This is a genomic window from Photorhabdus namnaonensis (assembly GCF_001684335.1).
Taxonomy (GTDB): domain Bacteria; phylum Pseudomonadota; class Gammaproteobacteria; order Enterobacterales; family Enterobacteriaceae; genus Photorhabdus; species Photorhabdus namnaonensis.
In genome coordinates this window covers 34,532-51,084 of the sequence record NZ_LOIC01000018.1, presented here as the reverse complement: position 1 = coordinate 51,084, position 16,553 = coordinate 34,532, and the positions used below count along the sequence as shown (strand labels likewise).

Genomic DNA, 16,553 nt, shown 5'->3' with positions numbered 1-16,553 from the left:
ACTCGCTCACCCCGGTCACATAGTTATCTATGCTCCCGGGGATTCGCTCCTTTGCCGTCGCGATGCATCTTGAAATCCATAGGGTATAGGTTTGGGCAGCGAAGAGATTGTCGCTGCCTCGATAATAGTGGCGCCATGTGGGGAAAGAGTGAGCTAGGTAGCTTCGGCGTCTGGCCGTTCAATTCGCATATGTAGTAACGGAAATGGATTACCTTGACCGTCAATTTCTGAGCGGTTGAAAACGCGAAATCCTTGGTGCTGATAGAAACCCACTCCTTGAGTATTTTGTTCATTAACATCAAGTTCATTGATACCTAATTCGCTAATAGCAAAATTCAGCAACGCTTTGCCGATGCCTTTACTTCGGGAATCCGGGGATATGAACAGCATTTCAACTCGATGCTGATCAACACTAATAAAACCCTTAATTTCGTGTTTGTCATTTATCGCTTTATAAACAGTCAGCGCCGGTAAATAAGTATGCAGAATTAATGGGCGCAATTCATTAATCTGTTCGTCAGATAAAAAATCATGTGTTGCTCGTACCGAGGCTTCCCAGATTTCGATCAGTTTATTGAAGTCGGCCTTTATTGCTTGCTGAATTCTCATATTTATTCTTCTTAATCTTTTATTTGCTTAAACCGATGATGAATTAACGTTACCACGTTTATTGTGATGGATCGATTCAGATATTACTTAGAGTTAGCCATTATTCTTATCGGAATCTTCTTCTGTCTGTTTTGTGATCTATTTCATGAAACAAAGGAGAGAATTCAATCTATTTGGTCTAATATTACTTATTGTAGATAGTTGAATTTTAACCGATTTGATTAATTGAACAATCAAACAACACTAAACTTTAAAATCTAAAAAAACAATACAGGATTCTCTCTATTACTAACTATAATGAGGTATTGGTTAATCAAAAAGAGGAATGCGTCATATCTCATTAACGTAGTTTCTATTTAGATTGATCATTTCAGTTGAACGGCTAGTTCAATGATAAATATAAAATAACTTCTTGAGGATTATATTAATGAAAAGGGCATTTATATTTACACCAGGCATGTTAGCACTTTCGATAAGTGCAATTTCGAATGCATACGCTTATGACCATCTATATGTTTTTGGTGATAGTTTAAGCGATGGCGGAAATAATGGTCGGTTTACGACCAATGGTACAACTAGTGAGTTGTATAACGATCTTATTGCTCAACATTTAGGGACTAAACTTATCAATTCTAAAAGTGGGGGGAATAATTATGCGGCAGGTGGAGCGACTGCTATTCCTAATTCTGGAAATAAAGATAACACTACTCAGAATCAATTAGATAATTATCTGGCAAGCCACGGTGGTCGTGCTGATCCTAATGGCATGTATGTTCATTGGGTTGGTGGTAATGATGTTGAGGCGGCATTAAGAGATCCAGGTAACGCACAAAAAATGATTGGGGATAGTGCGAAAGCCGCTGCATCCCAGGTGCATATGCTTCTTGATAAGGGGGCCGGGTTAGTGATCGTGCCTACGGTTCCTGATGTTGGTATGACGCCGAAGATTTTGGAGCTTGTTATCGGTACACGAGCCACTTCTGAACAGATGAATGATATTCATACGATATTAAATGGATATACCACAATTGATAGAGATACTCGCCTTAAAATTATCGATGGTGTTTTTAAAAAGATGGCGTCAGAAGTTTCGAAGGAAGATGCCAAAAAAGCTGAGGATACTTATAAGCAATTAAGTAGCAACGCTTCAGCATTGGTTGATAGCTATAATAAATTAGAAGACATCTCATTGAGTCAGGATGGCGGCAATATTGTTCGGGTTGATGTTAATGCACTTTTACATGAGGTCATTGATAATCCTTTACGTTACGGTTTTTCCAATACTGTAGGTTATGCCTGTGCTCAGGGTGTGAATGCCGGTGCTTGTCATTCCAGTGATACCGGTTTTAATGCCAGTCAAATCTTTTTATTTGCTGATAATTTTCATCCAACTCCAACCGCGCAACATATGGTCGGTCAGTACACTATTTCAATCCTTAATGCTCCACATCAGGTTATGTCACTGACGAATACCAACAATGTGCCGGTGAAGGGGGCGCTTGCCTCTCTTGACAACCGTTTGCAACAGTTACGCAGCGTGGGTAACGAGCAGGGTAAAATAGGCGTATTCGGTGGTTATAGCGGTAATCACAACAGTACACTGACACTGGGTAGTGACTATCAACTCACGGATAATATTCTGTTAGGGGGAATGATCTCGCGTTATCAGGATAAGCGCTCAGTTAATCATTTCCGCGCTGATGGTCGTGGTTATGTATTCACCACTTATGGCTTATGGCGTTATTACGATAAGGGTTGGATTAGCGGCGATCTTCACTATTTGGACATGAAATATGAGGATATTACGCGCGGTATCGTGCTCAATGAGTGGTTGCGCAAGGAACATGCTTCGACTACCGGTCATCAGTGGGGAGGACGCATTACAGCGGGTTGGGATATTCCGCTGACACCTGAGGTGATGACCAGCCCGATTATCCAATACGCTTGGGATAAGAGTTATGTTAAAGGTTACCGTGAATCAGGTAATAGCAGTACGGCCATGCATTTCGGTGATCAACGTTACGATTCTCAGGTCGGAACATTAGGCTGGCGTCTGGACACTAATTTTAGTCGTTTTAACCCCTATGCTGAGGTTCGGTTTAACCACCAGTTCGGCGATAGGCGCTATCAGATTAGTAGTGCCATTAACTCAACTCAGACATCTTTCGTTAGTAAAAGCCAAAAGCAGGACACCAACTGGCGTGAATATGTTATCGGTATGAATGCTGCTATTACAAAAGATTGGGGCGCTTTTGCGTCAATATCACGCAATGATGGTGACGTTCAGAATCACACTTATGCTTTCAGCTTAGGTGTTAATGCCAGCTTCTAATTTCTGGTTAAAAGATACAAATTGATAAAACAGTAGCCCTGTTTATCGCAATAGTATGGCTATTGTCGTAGTAATGCCCGACTACTTTGTCGGGCATTTTTCATGACTAATTGATATGACCGCTTTATCGCTTAGGTTGTTTATAAATATCTGGTCGAACAAGTTGCCAAACAAAGTTTTCTTCGTTCACCGGGGAATAACCCATTTTTTCATACAGCCACGGCGCCATAGAAGTGACCAGCATAATATGGCGAAGCTGTGCTATTTGGGGATGTTCCAAGCAACATGTCATTAGCCAACGTCCTAATCCCAATCCTCGATAGTCATCCAAAACAAAAACATCCATGAGATAACCAAAAGTTGTGAAGTCAGTCACGAGACGAGCAAATCCTATTTGTTGCGTATTTTTATACAGACCAAAGTTCAAACTATTTTCGATCGACAACTTAACTGTCTCCTTATCGATCCCTTCTGCCCAAATCGATTTCGTCAGAAACCGCTGTATGATCGTGATATCTAATTTATTCTTATCTGTAGAGACAACATATTCATCCTTTTCCCAACGATGCAATTTTTCCATTCTGGTTACCTCTGAAATAAAATGATAATAATTGGTTATGATATCTCTGCGCTTGAATGCGTTGTTGAGACGTTTGTAATGGGAAGAATACAGCGATTTGAATGAATAACGCCATAGGGCCGTATGTTGTCTCATCAAGTTTTCGGCTATATAGACAGGCCCTACTGTACAGAACAGACATCCATTTCTTCAAATTTTCTTGACATTAGATAGACTTAATTTTGTCTTCCGGTATATACCATCGGAGAGAATTCTTAATGGGAGATGGAGTTACCATAACTAATCCTTTGTTAGCCAGTTTCAATAACAGATAACGCGCTTTGTAGATGGTGAAATCGCATTGTTCTGCTACATCACGCGTGCTAGGCCATGATTCTGGCGGGGGAGCCGCTTGCATTTTCCGAATAGTACATAATTCGGATATGACATTGAGTACTTGATCCGTCTGGGAAGGTTGAGTCGAATCTTTCCGGTTTTCCATATTAACTCCAGGCTTTATTGAACCCAGTTGGATATCTTGAGCAATTCGGATAATCCAACGGTTAATTTCAACACATGAGGGCAATCTGAATGTTCTATTCAGACATAAAAAATTGCCGGGAATATCCTGTTTTGTCAAGGTTGGTTTTTGTACGATGCAGATCGATTATATCGAAAAATTGAAATTTCAGATCTTTTAATTTGAAAAACAAACTGCATAAAGTATTTTATTCTTATATAGATATAATTTGCGACACTATAGATCGCAAATGATCGTATTGAAATGTTATCTAAGTGTTTTGTTGTGAAATTATTTGAATTTGTATTTTTTGTTTTTATTAATTGAATTATTCTGTAATACTTGAAAGGTCGATAGGGTCATTGTTAATATGTAAATGTTTTTTATGATTTATTCCTTGCGTTAAATTTTTTCTAATCTTCATAAGATTAAAATAGGATTGACAATGAAATTATTTATTTAAAATATATTTTTGTTTTATGCTGATATTAATCATTATTAGATAATCGTAATAATTGGAAATGAAACTGAATAAAATTATAATAGCGACCATATTAATATTGGGTATTGTGTCTATTATAAATAGGGCCGATCTAAGTTATATTATAGTAACCTGTAATGGTGCTATTATTGCTGTGCCTTATTCTACCGAACATAATCTTTTTGGTAAGGCTGTAAATCCGGGAGAGATTTCCAACGTAATATTGAAAAGGGAGAGAGCTTTGACTCATAAGAATCTTGAAAACCATTTGGTAAATTGTAGATTACAGCCAGTAGTTCATCAGTTATTATCCCGGGCAACATTAAAAATATTGCTGGCTTTGCCTCGGATGAATAATAAGACTGATAAATCTCTGAAATTGTGTCAGCGGAAGAAACTTCATATATTCAGATTAATGATAAATTTTACTTTTTAATAGCTATTTCTTGATTATGAGACAGATGAAGTTAGATTGTTTTTAATAAAATTCTAGCGTTTAAATTATCCCCACTATACAATTTTTCATTTATTATATTTCCCAATATTGAATCATTTATTGATAAAAATAATTGATTTATCGGATATTAATGGTATTTTTCTCGTGCAATAATATTGATGTTTTCAATAAATTAATTTTTTTGTATAAATAAGTAATATGTTTGTTAGATCAATATTAGGAGATATTATTGAGAAAAATTCTTATAATATGTTATTTGTAAATAAAATTAAACCTTAATAAGGTGACTTTGTTGTTGGTTTATGTTAACAATTATAGAAATGAAGTTTCTATTTCAATGTTAATTTTTCCTTGTTAATTGTTATCGAAGAATGAATATATACCCTATGGATTTCAAGATGCATCGCGGCGGCAAGGGAGCGAATCCCCGGGAGCATAGAGAACTATGTGACCGGGGTGAGTGAGTGCAGCCAACAAAGAAGCAGCTTGAAAGATGACGGGTATAGGCTTTAACCGTTTAATAACGTTGTAAATACCTGCTTTCCTTTAGCATTGATTGTTATCTGTTCTGTCAAAATAGTGATTTTGGTTTTGTATTTTCTAACGAAAAAAGTATGAAAAATAATAAAAACGTGAACAAACATGGCAAAACATCGTTTTTCAGACAACATTTTTTTGAGCTGTATATGGATCATGTGGAGCATTGCTCTGGGATTCTATCTGGCTGGTAATCTTTTTGGCTGTGCAGTGACCGCGATTCTCTCTTTTTTGGCGCTAATATTTTGCTTTATTCACATGAGGTCGAGATTAAAAACTATGTTTGGAAAAAAATCAGAGGCAGCGGCTGTTGAGCCTGTGTCTCAATTTGTTGATGATAAAAAGAACGCTAGTGCGGAAGCTCGTCGTTGTACTGTTGTCGCCAAAAGCTCGGTATTTAAGGGTGATATTGATGTCGAAGGTGATATACAGATCTGGGGCAAAGTGATTGGCAATATCCGAGTGAAAGAGGGTGCGATCCGTATTATGCACGCTGGACGGGTTGAAGGTGAACTTAGTGCGCCGGAAATCATTATTGATGGCGATGTTGAAGGGACTTGTTGTGCGGAGACGTTGGATATTCTTGAACATGGCGAGCTGCGTGGAATCAGTCGTTGCGGCAGTATGTCTATCAAGCGTGGAGGCTTGTTTTTTGGACAATCGGAACGGGTGGAAAACAAAACTGCATCTGAACGTGTTATACCGATGATAAAAGATACCAATAATGATAAATCTAAAGATAAGGCCACGGTAAAAACAAGTGCCTGATAAGACAGGCCCGTGTGATATCTGATTCAGATCCTGCCGGCACGGGCCACTTCCCTGTTAGTTTTTAACGAGTTGTTCTATACCCAATGGATTTCAAGATGCATCGCGACGGCAAGGGAGCGAATCCCTGGGAGCATAGAGAACTATGTGACCGGGGTGAGCGAGTGCAGCCAACAAAGAGGCAACTTGAAAGATGACGGGTATATTTCCTCTTTAGTTTTGTTTACTATAACAATCTACCTATTTAACTGTTTTAATTACTCTGATTAAAGTATATGGTTTGTTGTATGGTAGGTATCTTGTTTGTTAACTAATATTGATGGGAGAAGAATATGACTGTGGTGTTGGAAACAGACAGATTAATCATGCGTGCATGGAGAGAAGAAGACAGATTACCATTTTGCCATTTGAATAGTAACGCAGAAGTCATGGAATATTTTCCTGCCACTTTGACGGAGGAACAGAGTAATACGATGGTGGATACGATTATCCAGAGATTTGAGCAGCAGGAAGGTTGGGGATTATGGGCTGTGGAGCTGAAAGAGACCGGGGATTTTATTGGTTTTGTCGGTTTGAATATTCCTGTGGCGGAATTACCATTTTCACCTTGTGTTGAAATTGGATGGCGTCTTGATAAGCCCTTTTGGGGTAAAGGTTATGCCAGCGAAGCCGCACGTAAAGCTTTAGATTTTGCTTTCACTCAATTAAAACTTGAAGAAGTAGTTGCATTTACGGCAATTTCTAATTTGCGATCTCAAAAAGTTATGGAGCGGCTTGGTATGGTGAAAGATGAAAATACTTTTTTACATCCTTTATTACCGGATGGACACTCACTTCATGAACATGTGCTTTACCGGATTCGTCAATAATAACGCGATTCTCTTTTCTGGTTTTCGTTACTTTGATGTTTTATACTATCGTTGCATAGATTGTATCTTGGAAATTCAAATGAAATATGAATTAGCTGTTATGGCGGCCTTGACTAAGTTAGATCATCCTAACACGCGTTCAATTGTTGAAGCGACAGGGATATCTGAACGTAAGGTACAACAGGTTTTGCAAATATTGCAACAAGACTTAGAAGTAAAAATTAACCGTATTAGGGATGGGAAGATCAGTTATTTTGAAGTTATTTCTTGGGGGATATTTGAAAGTGGTCAGGCGATTAACTGTAAATTGAGTAATTTGGACTTGGCTAAATTCAAATATTCCCGCCAGCAAGAGAAAGGTATTAGAAACCAAAAGAATAGAAAAACAATAATGACAACTTATAATGAAAAAAAACATTATTTTGACAGTGTAAAATTAAAAAATTATAGAGAGAGTATGCGTCTTGAAGGGATAAATATTATTATGGATAGTTTGCCTGAAACGCCGAAAGAGCAAAAAAATCTTAAAAATGAACTCATTAGGAAATATAGTTTACAATGAGGTAATTATGGTAGATAAATATGGAGCAGGGCAAGATCCCTACACATATCCGGGTATCGACACACTTATTAATAAATTAGGTATTCGTGATCCTGTTGTGCTTGAACAGGCAGAAAGGGAGCTTACTGAACTTGCTATATTGAATATTTCGTTCAAGGAACCACCTTACGATTTGGTCTTTTGGCGTCGACTCCATAAACAGATATTTTCTGATTTATATGATTGGGCTGGTCAGCTAAGGATAATTGATATATCTAAAGGGGATACCCGTTTCTGTCATGCTAAATGTATTGAGATGGAAGGGAATAGGATATTTGATATGTTAGAGAATGAAAACTATCTTGTGGGATTCAACTATCAGGAGCTTATTAAAAAACTTGCTGAATATTATGCAGAGTTAAATGTGATTCACCCTTTTAGAGAGGGAAATGGGCGGACACAGCGATTGTTATTTGAATATATTGTTATAAATTGTGGATATAAAATCTCTTTTGAATCTATAGATGCTAAGCAGTGGATTGAAGCTAATATTTCTGCTTATCAATGTCACTATCAACCACTAATGAGAATTTTCGCAGACTGTGTTTCTATTTAATATTTTTGGCTATTTTATTGATTATTTATGAGAATGACTTTAATAAATAATAAACTTAAATAGGCAGAAAAATAGCTTTAATTATGGCCTTATATTGGTTGACATCAGATTATATCTGATAAATAGATTTTCTCATCTAAAATAATTCCCTATAGATAATTTTATATTTTATTCGATTTAATGATTGTGCAAATTATCTAATTTGGATTTACTTTGGATGAACAGAAATTATTAGAATAACTGAACAGTGTAAAGATATATCATTATGAATGAGAACGATAACCTCATGGTAAAGTGACAAGAATAAAATTATTCCTGTCACTTTTGCTTGCTATTAATTGATTTAAAAACAAGCTATTGAGAAAAAAATACTATAAAGAGCTATCGGTCCGCATACTTGAGTACATTTGGTCAATGGCTTATTTTCTTGCAAACAGATAGTTGCGAATGCCTGGTTGGAAGAGAAAGTGGTAATACTTAACGCTAAAAGACAAGCTGATAACTTCTTCATCGTTGGTACCTCATCAGGGGTTTATTGGAGATCGAATGATTTATCTGCGTTACTAATTATTGTTTAATAATAGGTAATAAGTTCCCTTTTCATATAATTTTTTATTGTTTTGTTGAAAATCTGTTGAGGTAACGTGGTGGATTTGTGGCAAAAGATGGGAAAATAATTGTTATTGATTAATAATAATGAATAATTCAATGCTGATTTATTGATGTTTTGTGTTTAAATATATTGTTTTTACTATTTTTTTGCATGGCAATACATTCATTTCATATTGATATTGTGAAAATTACGATAAATTTTTCTTGTTTATACTACTGCGTCCATATTTATGTGACAGGGACAGCGGGACATTACACAAGGAAAATAGTAGGAAGGTAGCTCCCTAATATTATTAATAAATAGCTTTGTATATTTTTTGTCTTCAAAATTATTTATTAATATTAATTACTCCGTAATGGTTAATCACTATTAGCGATAAAAATAATTCATCATGCTTTATTTAGGATCTACTATAGTTAAAGTGAATTATCAATGCATGATTTATGTAATTAAATCTATTGCATTAAATGATTTAGTCGGTAGATCTCTTTTCAAGAAAATATTAATTATTAATACTAAGGAGAATCCATGAGTAATCTCATTCAAAACACCGCCTTAAGAGCTGCAAACGGTTGGTGGAAATGTGGCGATACCGGAATAATTTATCAGTGGGGGTATAATCCGAATGGGGGAGCTGGAAGAATTACAGTAACATATCCAATACCTTTTCCCAATGTATGCTTATCTATGCAAGTTAGTGTCTATGCCAATGGGGTTCCTTCGGATAACTATTCAGTAGTTTATGGATTTAATTCTACCAATGCTACAATTGGGCGTGACCAATTAGGCTCATATTGGTTTGCAATAGGATATTAATTAATACGTTATTACAGGGGGGGATTAATACACTCTAGCCTTGGAGTTGAAGAGAAATTATATTGAAAGCTACTTAATGAACTGCTTCCATAATCTTGGATATCAATCTATACATCGGGAGCAGTTTTTGTAGAATATTCGTCGGAAGTTAAATTAACCATTGTCTGTTATTATCCGGTTGAATATGAAGGAGAAAAGATTACGGCTGGAAAGAGGGTGGATAATAAACACGTAAAATACGCTTATCTCTGAATAGAGCATTATATCAAATGTTATCTATACACTTTAAGGCGTGAATTTATTAATCCAGAGATAAAATGTCTGATTAAGGCGAGGGAGATAGATAAAACCATTCACAAGCTCAGTTTAGTACGTAATGGGTTGAAATATATTGCAAACTGTGTTGCTCCTGAGCATATGCAGTGCCGTGAATTTCAGAAAATCTTAGCTAAAACTCAATTTCTGTCGCGTTTTGAAGTGTAACTCCTCTAAAAGCCATTCAGAGGTAACCAACGAAGCATCTTCTAGTGTGGGTTTAGCTTATTCTTCGGTTGTATTTAATCCTAGGGGCAGGTCACTCGGTAGCGAAATGCCACCAAGAATAAATTATCAGTATTTCATTATGTTAAACGCTAAGAGTGTTGGAGGTGCAAAGTAGCTATGTGATGATAATTTGTTCAGATTCGTTGGCCCGAGCGGATGTGTGAGAGTTATATAATCTCTCTAGGCAACCAATCTTTCATAGAGTCTTTTGGATTTGCTCTTGTATCCACTGAGTAGTCCCTTCAATATCGAAAGCTCTTAATCCGTATCCCTGAGTGAGCAATGCTTCGGGTAGATATTGGTCATATTTCTCAAGGTATTTCTCTGGAACACTTTCGGCAAGACGGGTTTCGGATGGTAGTCCTTCACGAAGCATGCTGGTTAACGCTTGCATGACCTCCGTCACCGTGGTCTTTTCAACCTCAATAACACCAGAAAACGCTCCAGTTTTGAAACCCCGATGAATCAGCAATGCCGATAACGTGTTTACGATTCGATCTCCTAGCCAAGGGAAAATGCAAACATTCTGCCCTTGCTGAATAAGGCATTCTGATGCAAGGTTGTTGCTACAGAAACTATACAGGCCTTCGTTAAAGAGATTTCTGGCAGCGGTATCGGCAAAGTCGGCTTTACGTTCACCAACTGTAATCCGGTAGTCGCCCTCCCGGTAGATGGTGAGCATTTCCTGCCGGACGACATCATGTATGGACATGCCTTCACCGCCAAATAGAGGCGGCTGCCCTCCTTTCGTTGCTTCGATGTAAATCACCTTTTTATCGCTGTCGATATCAGTCACTTTCCAGCGTCGTCCACCGAAAATAATATGCTGTTCAGGTATTAATGGCGAATCTACAGGAATTGAACCTAACGTTTTATTGCCTGCGACAATGCGAAACTCTTCAGGTGTGCGGAATACGGCATAGAAAGTGTACTGATTAACCTGTTGTTCGCCTTCAAGACCTAGTACTAACTCGCCGCTGGAGAGTTGTGTTAAAAACTTGTGTTCCCCCATATGACGCAACAGCATTTTAAAATCATCAGTACTGATATTCTGAAACGGTCCGTGTTGGCAGAGATGAGACCAGAGCTGATCCACGCGTACGCCACCCCACTGCGCGACGATTGCCAGAATCTGATGAAACAGCGTGGAATAATGCATCTGTCGGGTATCGGCTGGTTCAAACCATTTGCTGCCGATGAGTAAACGTATCATTGCCAGCGACTGGACTAGCTGTAGCCTCAGTTGATCAATAATGCCTGACGTCGGAGTCAGTTCATGTTCAGGAATCAACATTCTCAGCACTGCGGCAGAGCCACGCCTGCCAGAACGACCCATGCGTTGACGCAGGCTGGCAACAGAATGTGGTGCAGTGACCTGTACTACGGAGCTGACTTTACCGATGTCGATGCCTAGTTCCAGCGTCATCGTACAGATGGCGGTGGTGGGCAGGTTGCCTTTCTGAAGCCGTTGCTCAAGTGTTTCGCGCAGATCTCTGGACAGGGAGCCGTGGTGAGGAAAGAACTCGTTGGGAACGATGTTCGCTTCACTCAGATCGCTGAGCGTAGCGGCAATACTTTCGGTACGCTTACGGCTGTTGGCGAACACCAGATGGGAATCACCACGGCAGAATCGAAAGATATCGTGACAGATTTGTGCCTCTGCCGAAGGTAGTTGTTCTTTCCCGATGGTTGACAACGGCTCCTGATAACCCTTGACTTGCAATTGTAAAGTGGCATGGCTCTGAGTGTCGGTGATGATATCGCAGGGCAGGCACTGATTCGGCCGCAGCGATAATGGCACTTTTCCCAGTTCTCCCAGCGTCGCGCTTAACGCCACTCTGGGAACCGGATTGTTCACTCTCCCCAGTAAATGATCGACCCGGTTCAGTAGAGAGAGGAGTTGCATACCTCGCTCAGAGCCGATGAAGGCGTGGAATTCATCAATGACTATATAGGCAAGAGGCGCGAAAGCCTGTTTTAACCAGACAGCGTTGCGGATCAACATCGCTTCCAGCGACTCCGGGGTAATAAGCAGAATGCCGGAAGGATTTTTCTTTGCTTTTAGTTTTTTACTTTGTGCCACATCGCCGTGCCAGGGCGTGACAGGCATCTCCAGCTCATCGCCCAGGCTTTCCAGTCGCCGGTACTGATCGTTAATTAAGGCTTTAAGCGGGCTAATGTATAAAATACCGAAACCGTCCTGGATATCCGCGATAGCAGAGCAAGCGGGCAGGAAAAAGGCTTCCGTTTTACCCGCGGCGGTGGCGGCGCTGATCAGCACATCCCGATCCCCCGCTAATACCGGTGGGATTGCTTTTTTTTGCAGAGACCGGAGGTCAGCCCATCCCTGTCGATATATCCACTTCTGTATGCGTGGATCTAGCCGCTGGTATTCACTCATCATAATCTGAAATCGGCCAGACCGTCCTCGTCGGTATCATTTCCTGAAGATATCTCATCCATATCACTGGGTTTTTCTTCTGAGATAGCTACGTTGGTAATTAGCTGCGACCAGTGAATGTCCGGGTTTTGTTCCAGCACGGCGAGCATATCTAGAAATGCTTTAATCGTATTTCTCGGTGTGCGGAAATAGGCATCGCCGATGGTGTTGCTACAGTGGCGTAAAAATGCTGTCAGCGCATCATCGGGAACCAGATAGTTATCCGTTTCACCGTTCGCATAAACGTGGCGAAGATTTTTCAACAGAATGTAGAGTTCCTCTGGCGTCAGGTTGGCTAAATGTAGAGAAGGGGATGAATAGTCAATCACGCCTGCTCGTTGGGCAAAGCTGTTTTCCGCCAGCCGCGACTGGAGTGCTTCGTAGCTGTATAACCCTTTACGCGGATCAAATAGGAACTCCGGTGTGCCGCCAAGCAGAAAACCAATATGCTCTGCGGTTCCCTGAAGGCAATCATTCAGGATACGCAGTATCTGCTCATAGTTAGCGACCCGGGCCTGTGTGTTATTGAGCTTGTACAGATTCACCATTTCATCCAGATTGACCAGCAGACCGGCATATCCGGCCTGGCGGACAAACAGGCTCATCAGCTTTAACGAATCGTAGAAAGAGGCGTCAGAAATAATAGTGCGTACGTTCAGATCGTTCCGTGCGTCGGTTTTTGTGGTGTATTCGCCTCGCAGCCAGCGAATAGCATTCGATTTTAAAACCTCATTATCCAGCTCATGACCCTGCCAGTAACACTCGATTACTTTAGCGAAATCATAACCGCCAACCATTTCGGACAGTGCGGTGAGTTTTTGATGAATAATGACAGGAACCGGTGTGTTTGTGCTTTCTGCTTCCTTTCGAGCTTTCGTAATAAAGCGCTCGACCACGCTTAGTAAAGCATTGCCATCCGGTTTATTTCTGGTGGATAAATTTTTCATCAGTTCAGAGTAGAGGCTCCGCGCCTGCCCGCCTGAAGCATGGATACGGCGATCCGGGGACAAGTCGGCGCTTACCGTCACCAGTTTTTTTTCTAAAGCAATTGATCGAACAACGCTTAAAAAGAATGTTTTGCCTGAACCATATTCTCCGATAATCAGACGGAATCCTGCACTGCCATTGGCGATGCGTTCGATATCCTGATACAACGCTTTTATCTCGTTGACCCGGCCAACCTGAATATGCTGAATACCTATTTTAGGTGTAACACCTGACTTCAGTGACTGAATAATAGCGTCTCTTTCTTTAAGACGGATGCGAATGCCAGACATAAATTATCCTTTGAGTTCTTGTGCGATTTCCAGGTCAACGTAAATATCATCGTCGTCATCGAGAACCGGGGCGTCAACCAGTTCATATGACCAGTCATTAATGACTTCAATTGCGCCGCCCACCATCAGGTTAAATTGCTGGCATAGTTCAGCAACTTCGTTTCGCGCCCAGCGTTCTTTTTCCAGCAAACGTTGGTACAGCTGGTTATGCGCTTCATCAAGGCCAGTGGTCGAGTGTAGCGGAATGTCTACTGGTGGTACTTCTTCGGGATCATCTTCGACAAAGATTGTACTCAGCAACTGACGAACGTCTGTCGTGTCCGATTCATGGCGGGCAAGAACATTCTCATTGAGAGAAAATGTACTTTTCACACTTGATGTGACCTGCATGGTGGCCTGCGATGTTTTTTCTGCTGTTGACAGACGATGGATATCACTGGTAACGGTACTGCTGTCCAGCCCAAGGCTGGAGTAAATTTTTTCCAGCTGTTTAATTTCTCCCGGATCAATTTTACCGTCGGCGCAGGCGACGTTGATAATAACGTTGCCGATAGACGATTTCTCTTTATCGTTAAGCTGCTCGATTCTGGTTTTCAGGCCCGCCATACTGGCAGGAGTATTAAGTCGCCAGATCAGGTAAGCGTGCAGCGAGCGTTTTTCTGCTGGCGACAACGTGTTGTTATGGTCAATCGCTTTTTCCAGTGTCGCTTGCTCAGCGACGTCGACACTCTTATCCATTTGCGCAACCATTGCGCCTAACCGGAGCGCCACAGAAACGGATATGAATTCTGTGGAAGGTGTGAAGAATTCACCGTGTCCCTCTGCAAATAAAACAATATTACCGTTTGGTTCCGGTTTGGCATAGTGATAACACATATCTGGTACTATGCCGTAACCTGCCCGCTGAGCGAAATTCTGCATCAACTCCGCTTCTTTTTTATTGATCTTGTCTGGCACTGACATATCCAGCCGGGCCCAGAAGCTTGCAACCGTTGCCAGTCCTGAATTTTCCAGAATCCTTTCGTTAGCCCAGCTTTTAAAACCAGCGAACATTTGTTCTGCATCTTTAGTAAGGATTTCATCGGGAAGGAGCATAATGGCGGCGACATCGCTACGTGAGGTGTCCTTTTTACCAAGATAGCGGCTGTAGGCATCCAGAGCGTTGGTACAGGATTCCGCAATTTGTATCAGTTTTTTTACCGGAGCTCTTAATACACTGGGATCAGGTAGGTCAGGAAGCTCAATACGAATCCCCTGGAGCGTACTGTTTGCGGAGGCATAATCCAGTTTCAACCGGGTCTTGTTCGGTTTAACCACAAGACCCTCACCAAATTTTTTGACGTAGCGTTGTTTAAACAGGGCGGCAAACTCTTCTGCACAACGGCGCGCCGGAGTTCGTAGCGTATATTCGGTATAATATTTTACCCATGCCAGAGCCAGATCTGCTGAAATAGGCTCTCCCTGAACAACAGTTGTGGCCAGATGAAACCGAAATAGCAGCGAGCTTCCCGAGGCAAAGTATTCGTTTTCATTCTGTATGAAGATGACATCAGGCCGGAGAAGCGACATTGTTTCTATTAATTGAGTCGAATAACAACGGAAGGAGTTATTCGACTGAAATATGGCCCTCAGGCGCGATACCTCTTCAAATAACGCTCTGAATTCATTATCAGAAATGGCTTCTTGCATCTCGTCAGCCAGTATGCGACGCTCAAGACCGTAAAAATAGATAAAAACATAGCCTATGGGGCAGGTCGCATCGCTTCGGTCGCTTGCCAGCCAGTCAAGATAAGCGCCGCGGCAGCGTGGAGATAGTGTTGAAAAGTTAGGCCAGTATCCCAGCGACTCATCTTCGTAATGTCTTGTTATGGACTGGATGGGCAATGCATCGTTGACCAGAGAGGCATCCGAGCCATCGTTATAAAAATATCCATATTCTCTTGATGAATATGTTTTTAACTGTCCGCCAAAATAAAAATTACCGTTATTAATGACGATATTTTGAATGGTGACGCTTTCTCCCGGTTTGATCCACCGAGCTGGCGTCGTATTACGTCGGGCTGCGGTTTCACGCGGCTGCTCGCAACTGGTACTGTACTCAACAGTTATCCCATTAACAAGAGTGAAGGTTGCCAGTTCGTCATCGTCGGATGTTTGTGGATACTGAGAAGATATGTTTGTCACGCTATTGGTTGGTTTATTAGGAAATTTTTGCTGGGATGAGTTATTTGATTTACTGATGTTTCTGCCGTTCGATCTGGTTGAAGTTGATTTTTTCTTTTTGGAACACAAAAGACAGATAACAACTAGTGTAATAAAAAATATCCAGAAGCCCATTCCTACACCCATCATCGCGGATGACACTTCCACATGTAGCTTTTTAATCGGGGGAAAGCGTCAACATAAATTGAAAGACATTTAGCAGAATCATACCGTTTCGTAGTGGGAGTACAAGCAAGAACGCCACATTATCTAAAGAATGTTGATCACCTACTTATCGGATCGTAAAGGGATCTATATGTAGCAAAATCAGGTACAGATTGCGGTGTGCTTCAGGTTAAGTAGTTTCAGTGAT

The 16,553-nt window shown here is 40.6% G+C and carries 12 protein-coding genes; 6 read left to right on the top strand and 6 right to left on the bottom strand.

Features of this window, described 5'->3' with window-relative positions; translation table 11 throughout:
- Positions 1 to 153: 153 nt before the first annotated feature.
- The gene (locus Phpb_RS02660) at positions 154 to 609 is read right to left on the bottom strand and encodes an acetyltransferase (protein ID WP_065389053.1); all 456 of its coding nucleotides are present in this window, start codon (positions 607 to 609) and stop codon (positions 154 to 156) included.
- 427 nt (positions 610 to 1,036) lie between these two features.
- Between Phpb_RS02660 and Phpb_RS02655 the strand changes: the two genes are divergently transcribed.
- Positions 1,037 to 2,941: an autotransporter outer membrane beta-barrel domain-containing protein gene (locus Phpb_RS02655; protein WP_065389052.1), complete on the top strand. Its 1,905-nt coding sequence runs from the start codon at positions 1,037 to 1,039 to the stop codon at positions 2,939 to 2,941.
- A 124-nt stretch (positions 2,942 to 3,065) separates the two neighbouring features.
- Here the strand turns inward: Phpb_RS02655 and Phpb_RS02650 are convergent, their stop codons facing one another.
- Positions 3,066 to 3,521, bottom strand: coding sequence for a GNAT family N-acetyltransferase (locus tag Phpb_RS02650; RefSeq protein ID WP_065389051.1), 456 nt, complete (start codon positions 3,519 to 3,521; stop codon positions 3,066 to 3,068).
- Between the two features lie 205 nt (positions 3,522 to 3,726).
- Positions 3,727 to 4,002: a FaeA/PapI family transcriptional regulator gene (locus Phpb_RS02645; RefSeq protein WP_065389050.1), complete on the bottom strand. Its 276-nt coding sequence runs from the start codon at positions 4,000 to 4,002 to the stop codon at positions 3,727 to 3,729.
- A 1,772-nt stretch (positions 4,003 to 5,774) separates the two neighbouring features.
- Between Phpb_RS02645 and Phpb_RS02635 the strand changes: the two genes are divergently transcribed.
- The 5 genes from Phpb_RS02635 to Phpb_RS02615 all read left to right on the top strand — a co-directional run bounded on the left by Phpb_RS02635 (position 5,775) and on the right by Phpb_RS02615 (position 9,718).
- Positions 5,775 to 6,263, top strand: a complete 489-nt coding sequence (locus Phpb_RS02635) for a bactofilin family protein (RefSeq protein ID WP_240492387.1) — start codon at positions 5,775 to 5,777, stop codon at positions 6,261 to 6,263.
- 332 nt (positions 6,264 to 6,595) lie between these two features.
- A complete protein-coding gene (locus Phpb_RS02630; protein ID WP_065389047.1) occupies positions 6,596 to 7,132 on the top strand; it encodes a GNAT family N-acetyltransferase in 537 nt (178 codons plus the stop codon).
- A 79-nt stretch (positions 7,133 to 7,211) separates the two neighbouring features.
- Entirely contained in the window at positions 7,212 to 7,694 is a 483-nt protein-coding gene (locus tag Phpb_RS02625) for a YhfG family protein (RefSeq protein ID WP_065389046.1), read from the top strand.
- Between the two features lie 7 nt (positions 7,695 to 7,701).
- Positions 7,702 to 8,289, top strand: a complete 588-nt coding sequence (locus Phpb_RS02620) for a putative adenosine monophosphate-protein transferase Fic (protein WP_065389045.1) — start codon at positions 7,702 to 7,704, stop codon at positions 8,287 to 8,289.
- 1,141 nt (positions 8,290 to 9,430) lie between these two features.
- Positions 9,431 to 9,718: a gp53-like domain-containing protein gene (locus Phpb_RS02615; protein WP_036777560.1), complete on the top strand. Its 288-nt coding sequence runs from the start codon at positions 9,431 to 9,433 to the stop codon at positions 9,716 to 9,718.
- Between the two features lie 739 nt (positions 9,719 to 10,457).
- Here the strand turns inward: Phpb_RS02615 and Phpb_RS02610 are convergent.
- From Phpb_RS02610 to Phpb_RS02600, 3 genes are read right to left on the bottom strand one after another with little or no spacing between them, the layout of a single operon-like run.
- Complete coding sequence (locus Phpb_RS02610; RefSeq protein ID WP_065389044.1) at positions 10,458 to 12,665, bottom strand: DEAD/DEAH box helicase; 2,208 nt, start codon at positions 12,663 to 12,665, stop codon at positions 10,458 to 10,460.
- On the bottom strand, positions 12,662 to 13,978 hold the full coding sequence (locus tag Phpb_RS02605) for an ATP-binding protein (RefSeq protein ID WP_065389043.1): 1,317 nt from the start codon (positions 13,976 to 13,978) through the stop codon (positions 12,662 to 12,664). Before Phpb_RS02605 ends, Phpb_RS02610 begins: the two co-directional genes overlap by 4 nt.
- A gap of 3 nt (positions 13,979 to 13,981) precedes the next feature.
- Positions 13,982 to 16,315 carry a tellurite resistance TerB family protein gene (locus Phpb_RS02600; RefSeq protein WP_065389042.1) on the bottom strand — a complete coding sequence of 778 codons (2,334 nt, stop codon included), beginning with the start codon at positions 16,313 to 16,315 and terminating at the stop codon, positions 13,982 to 13,984.
- Positions 16,316 to 16,553 lie beyond the last annotated feature (238 nt).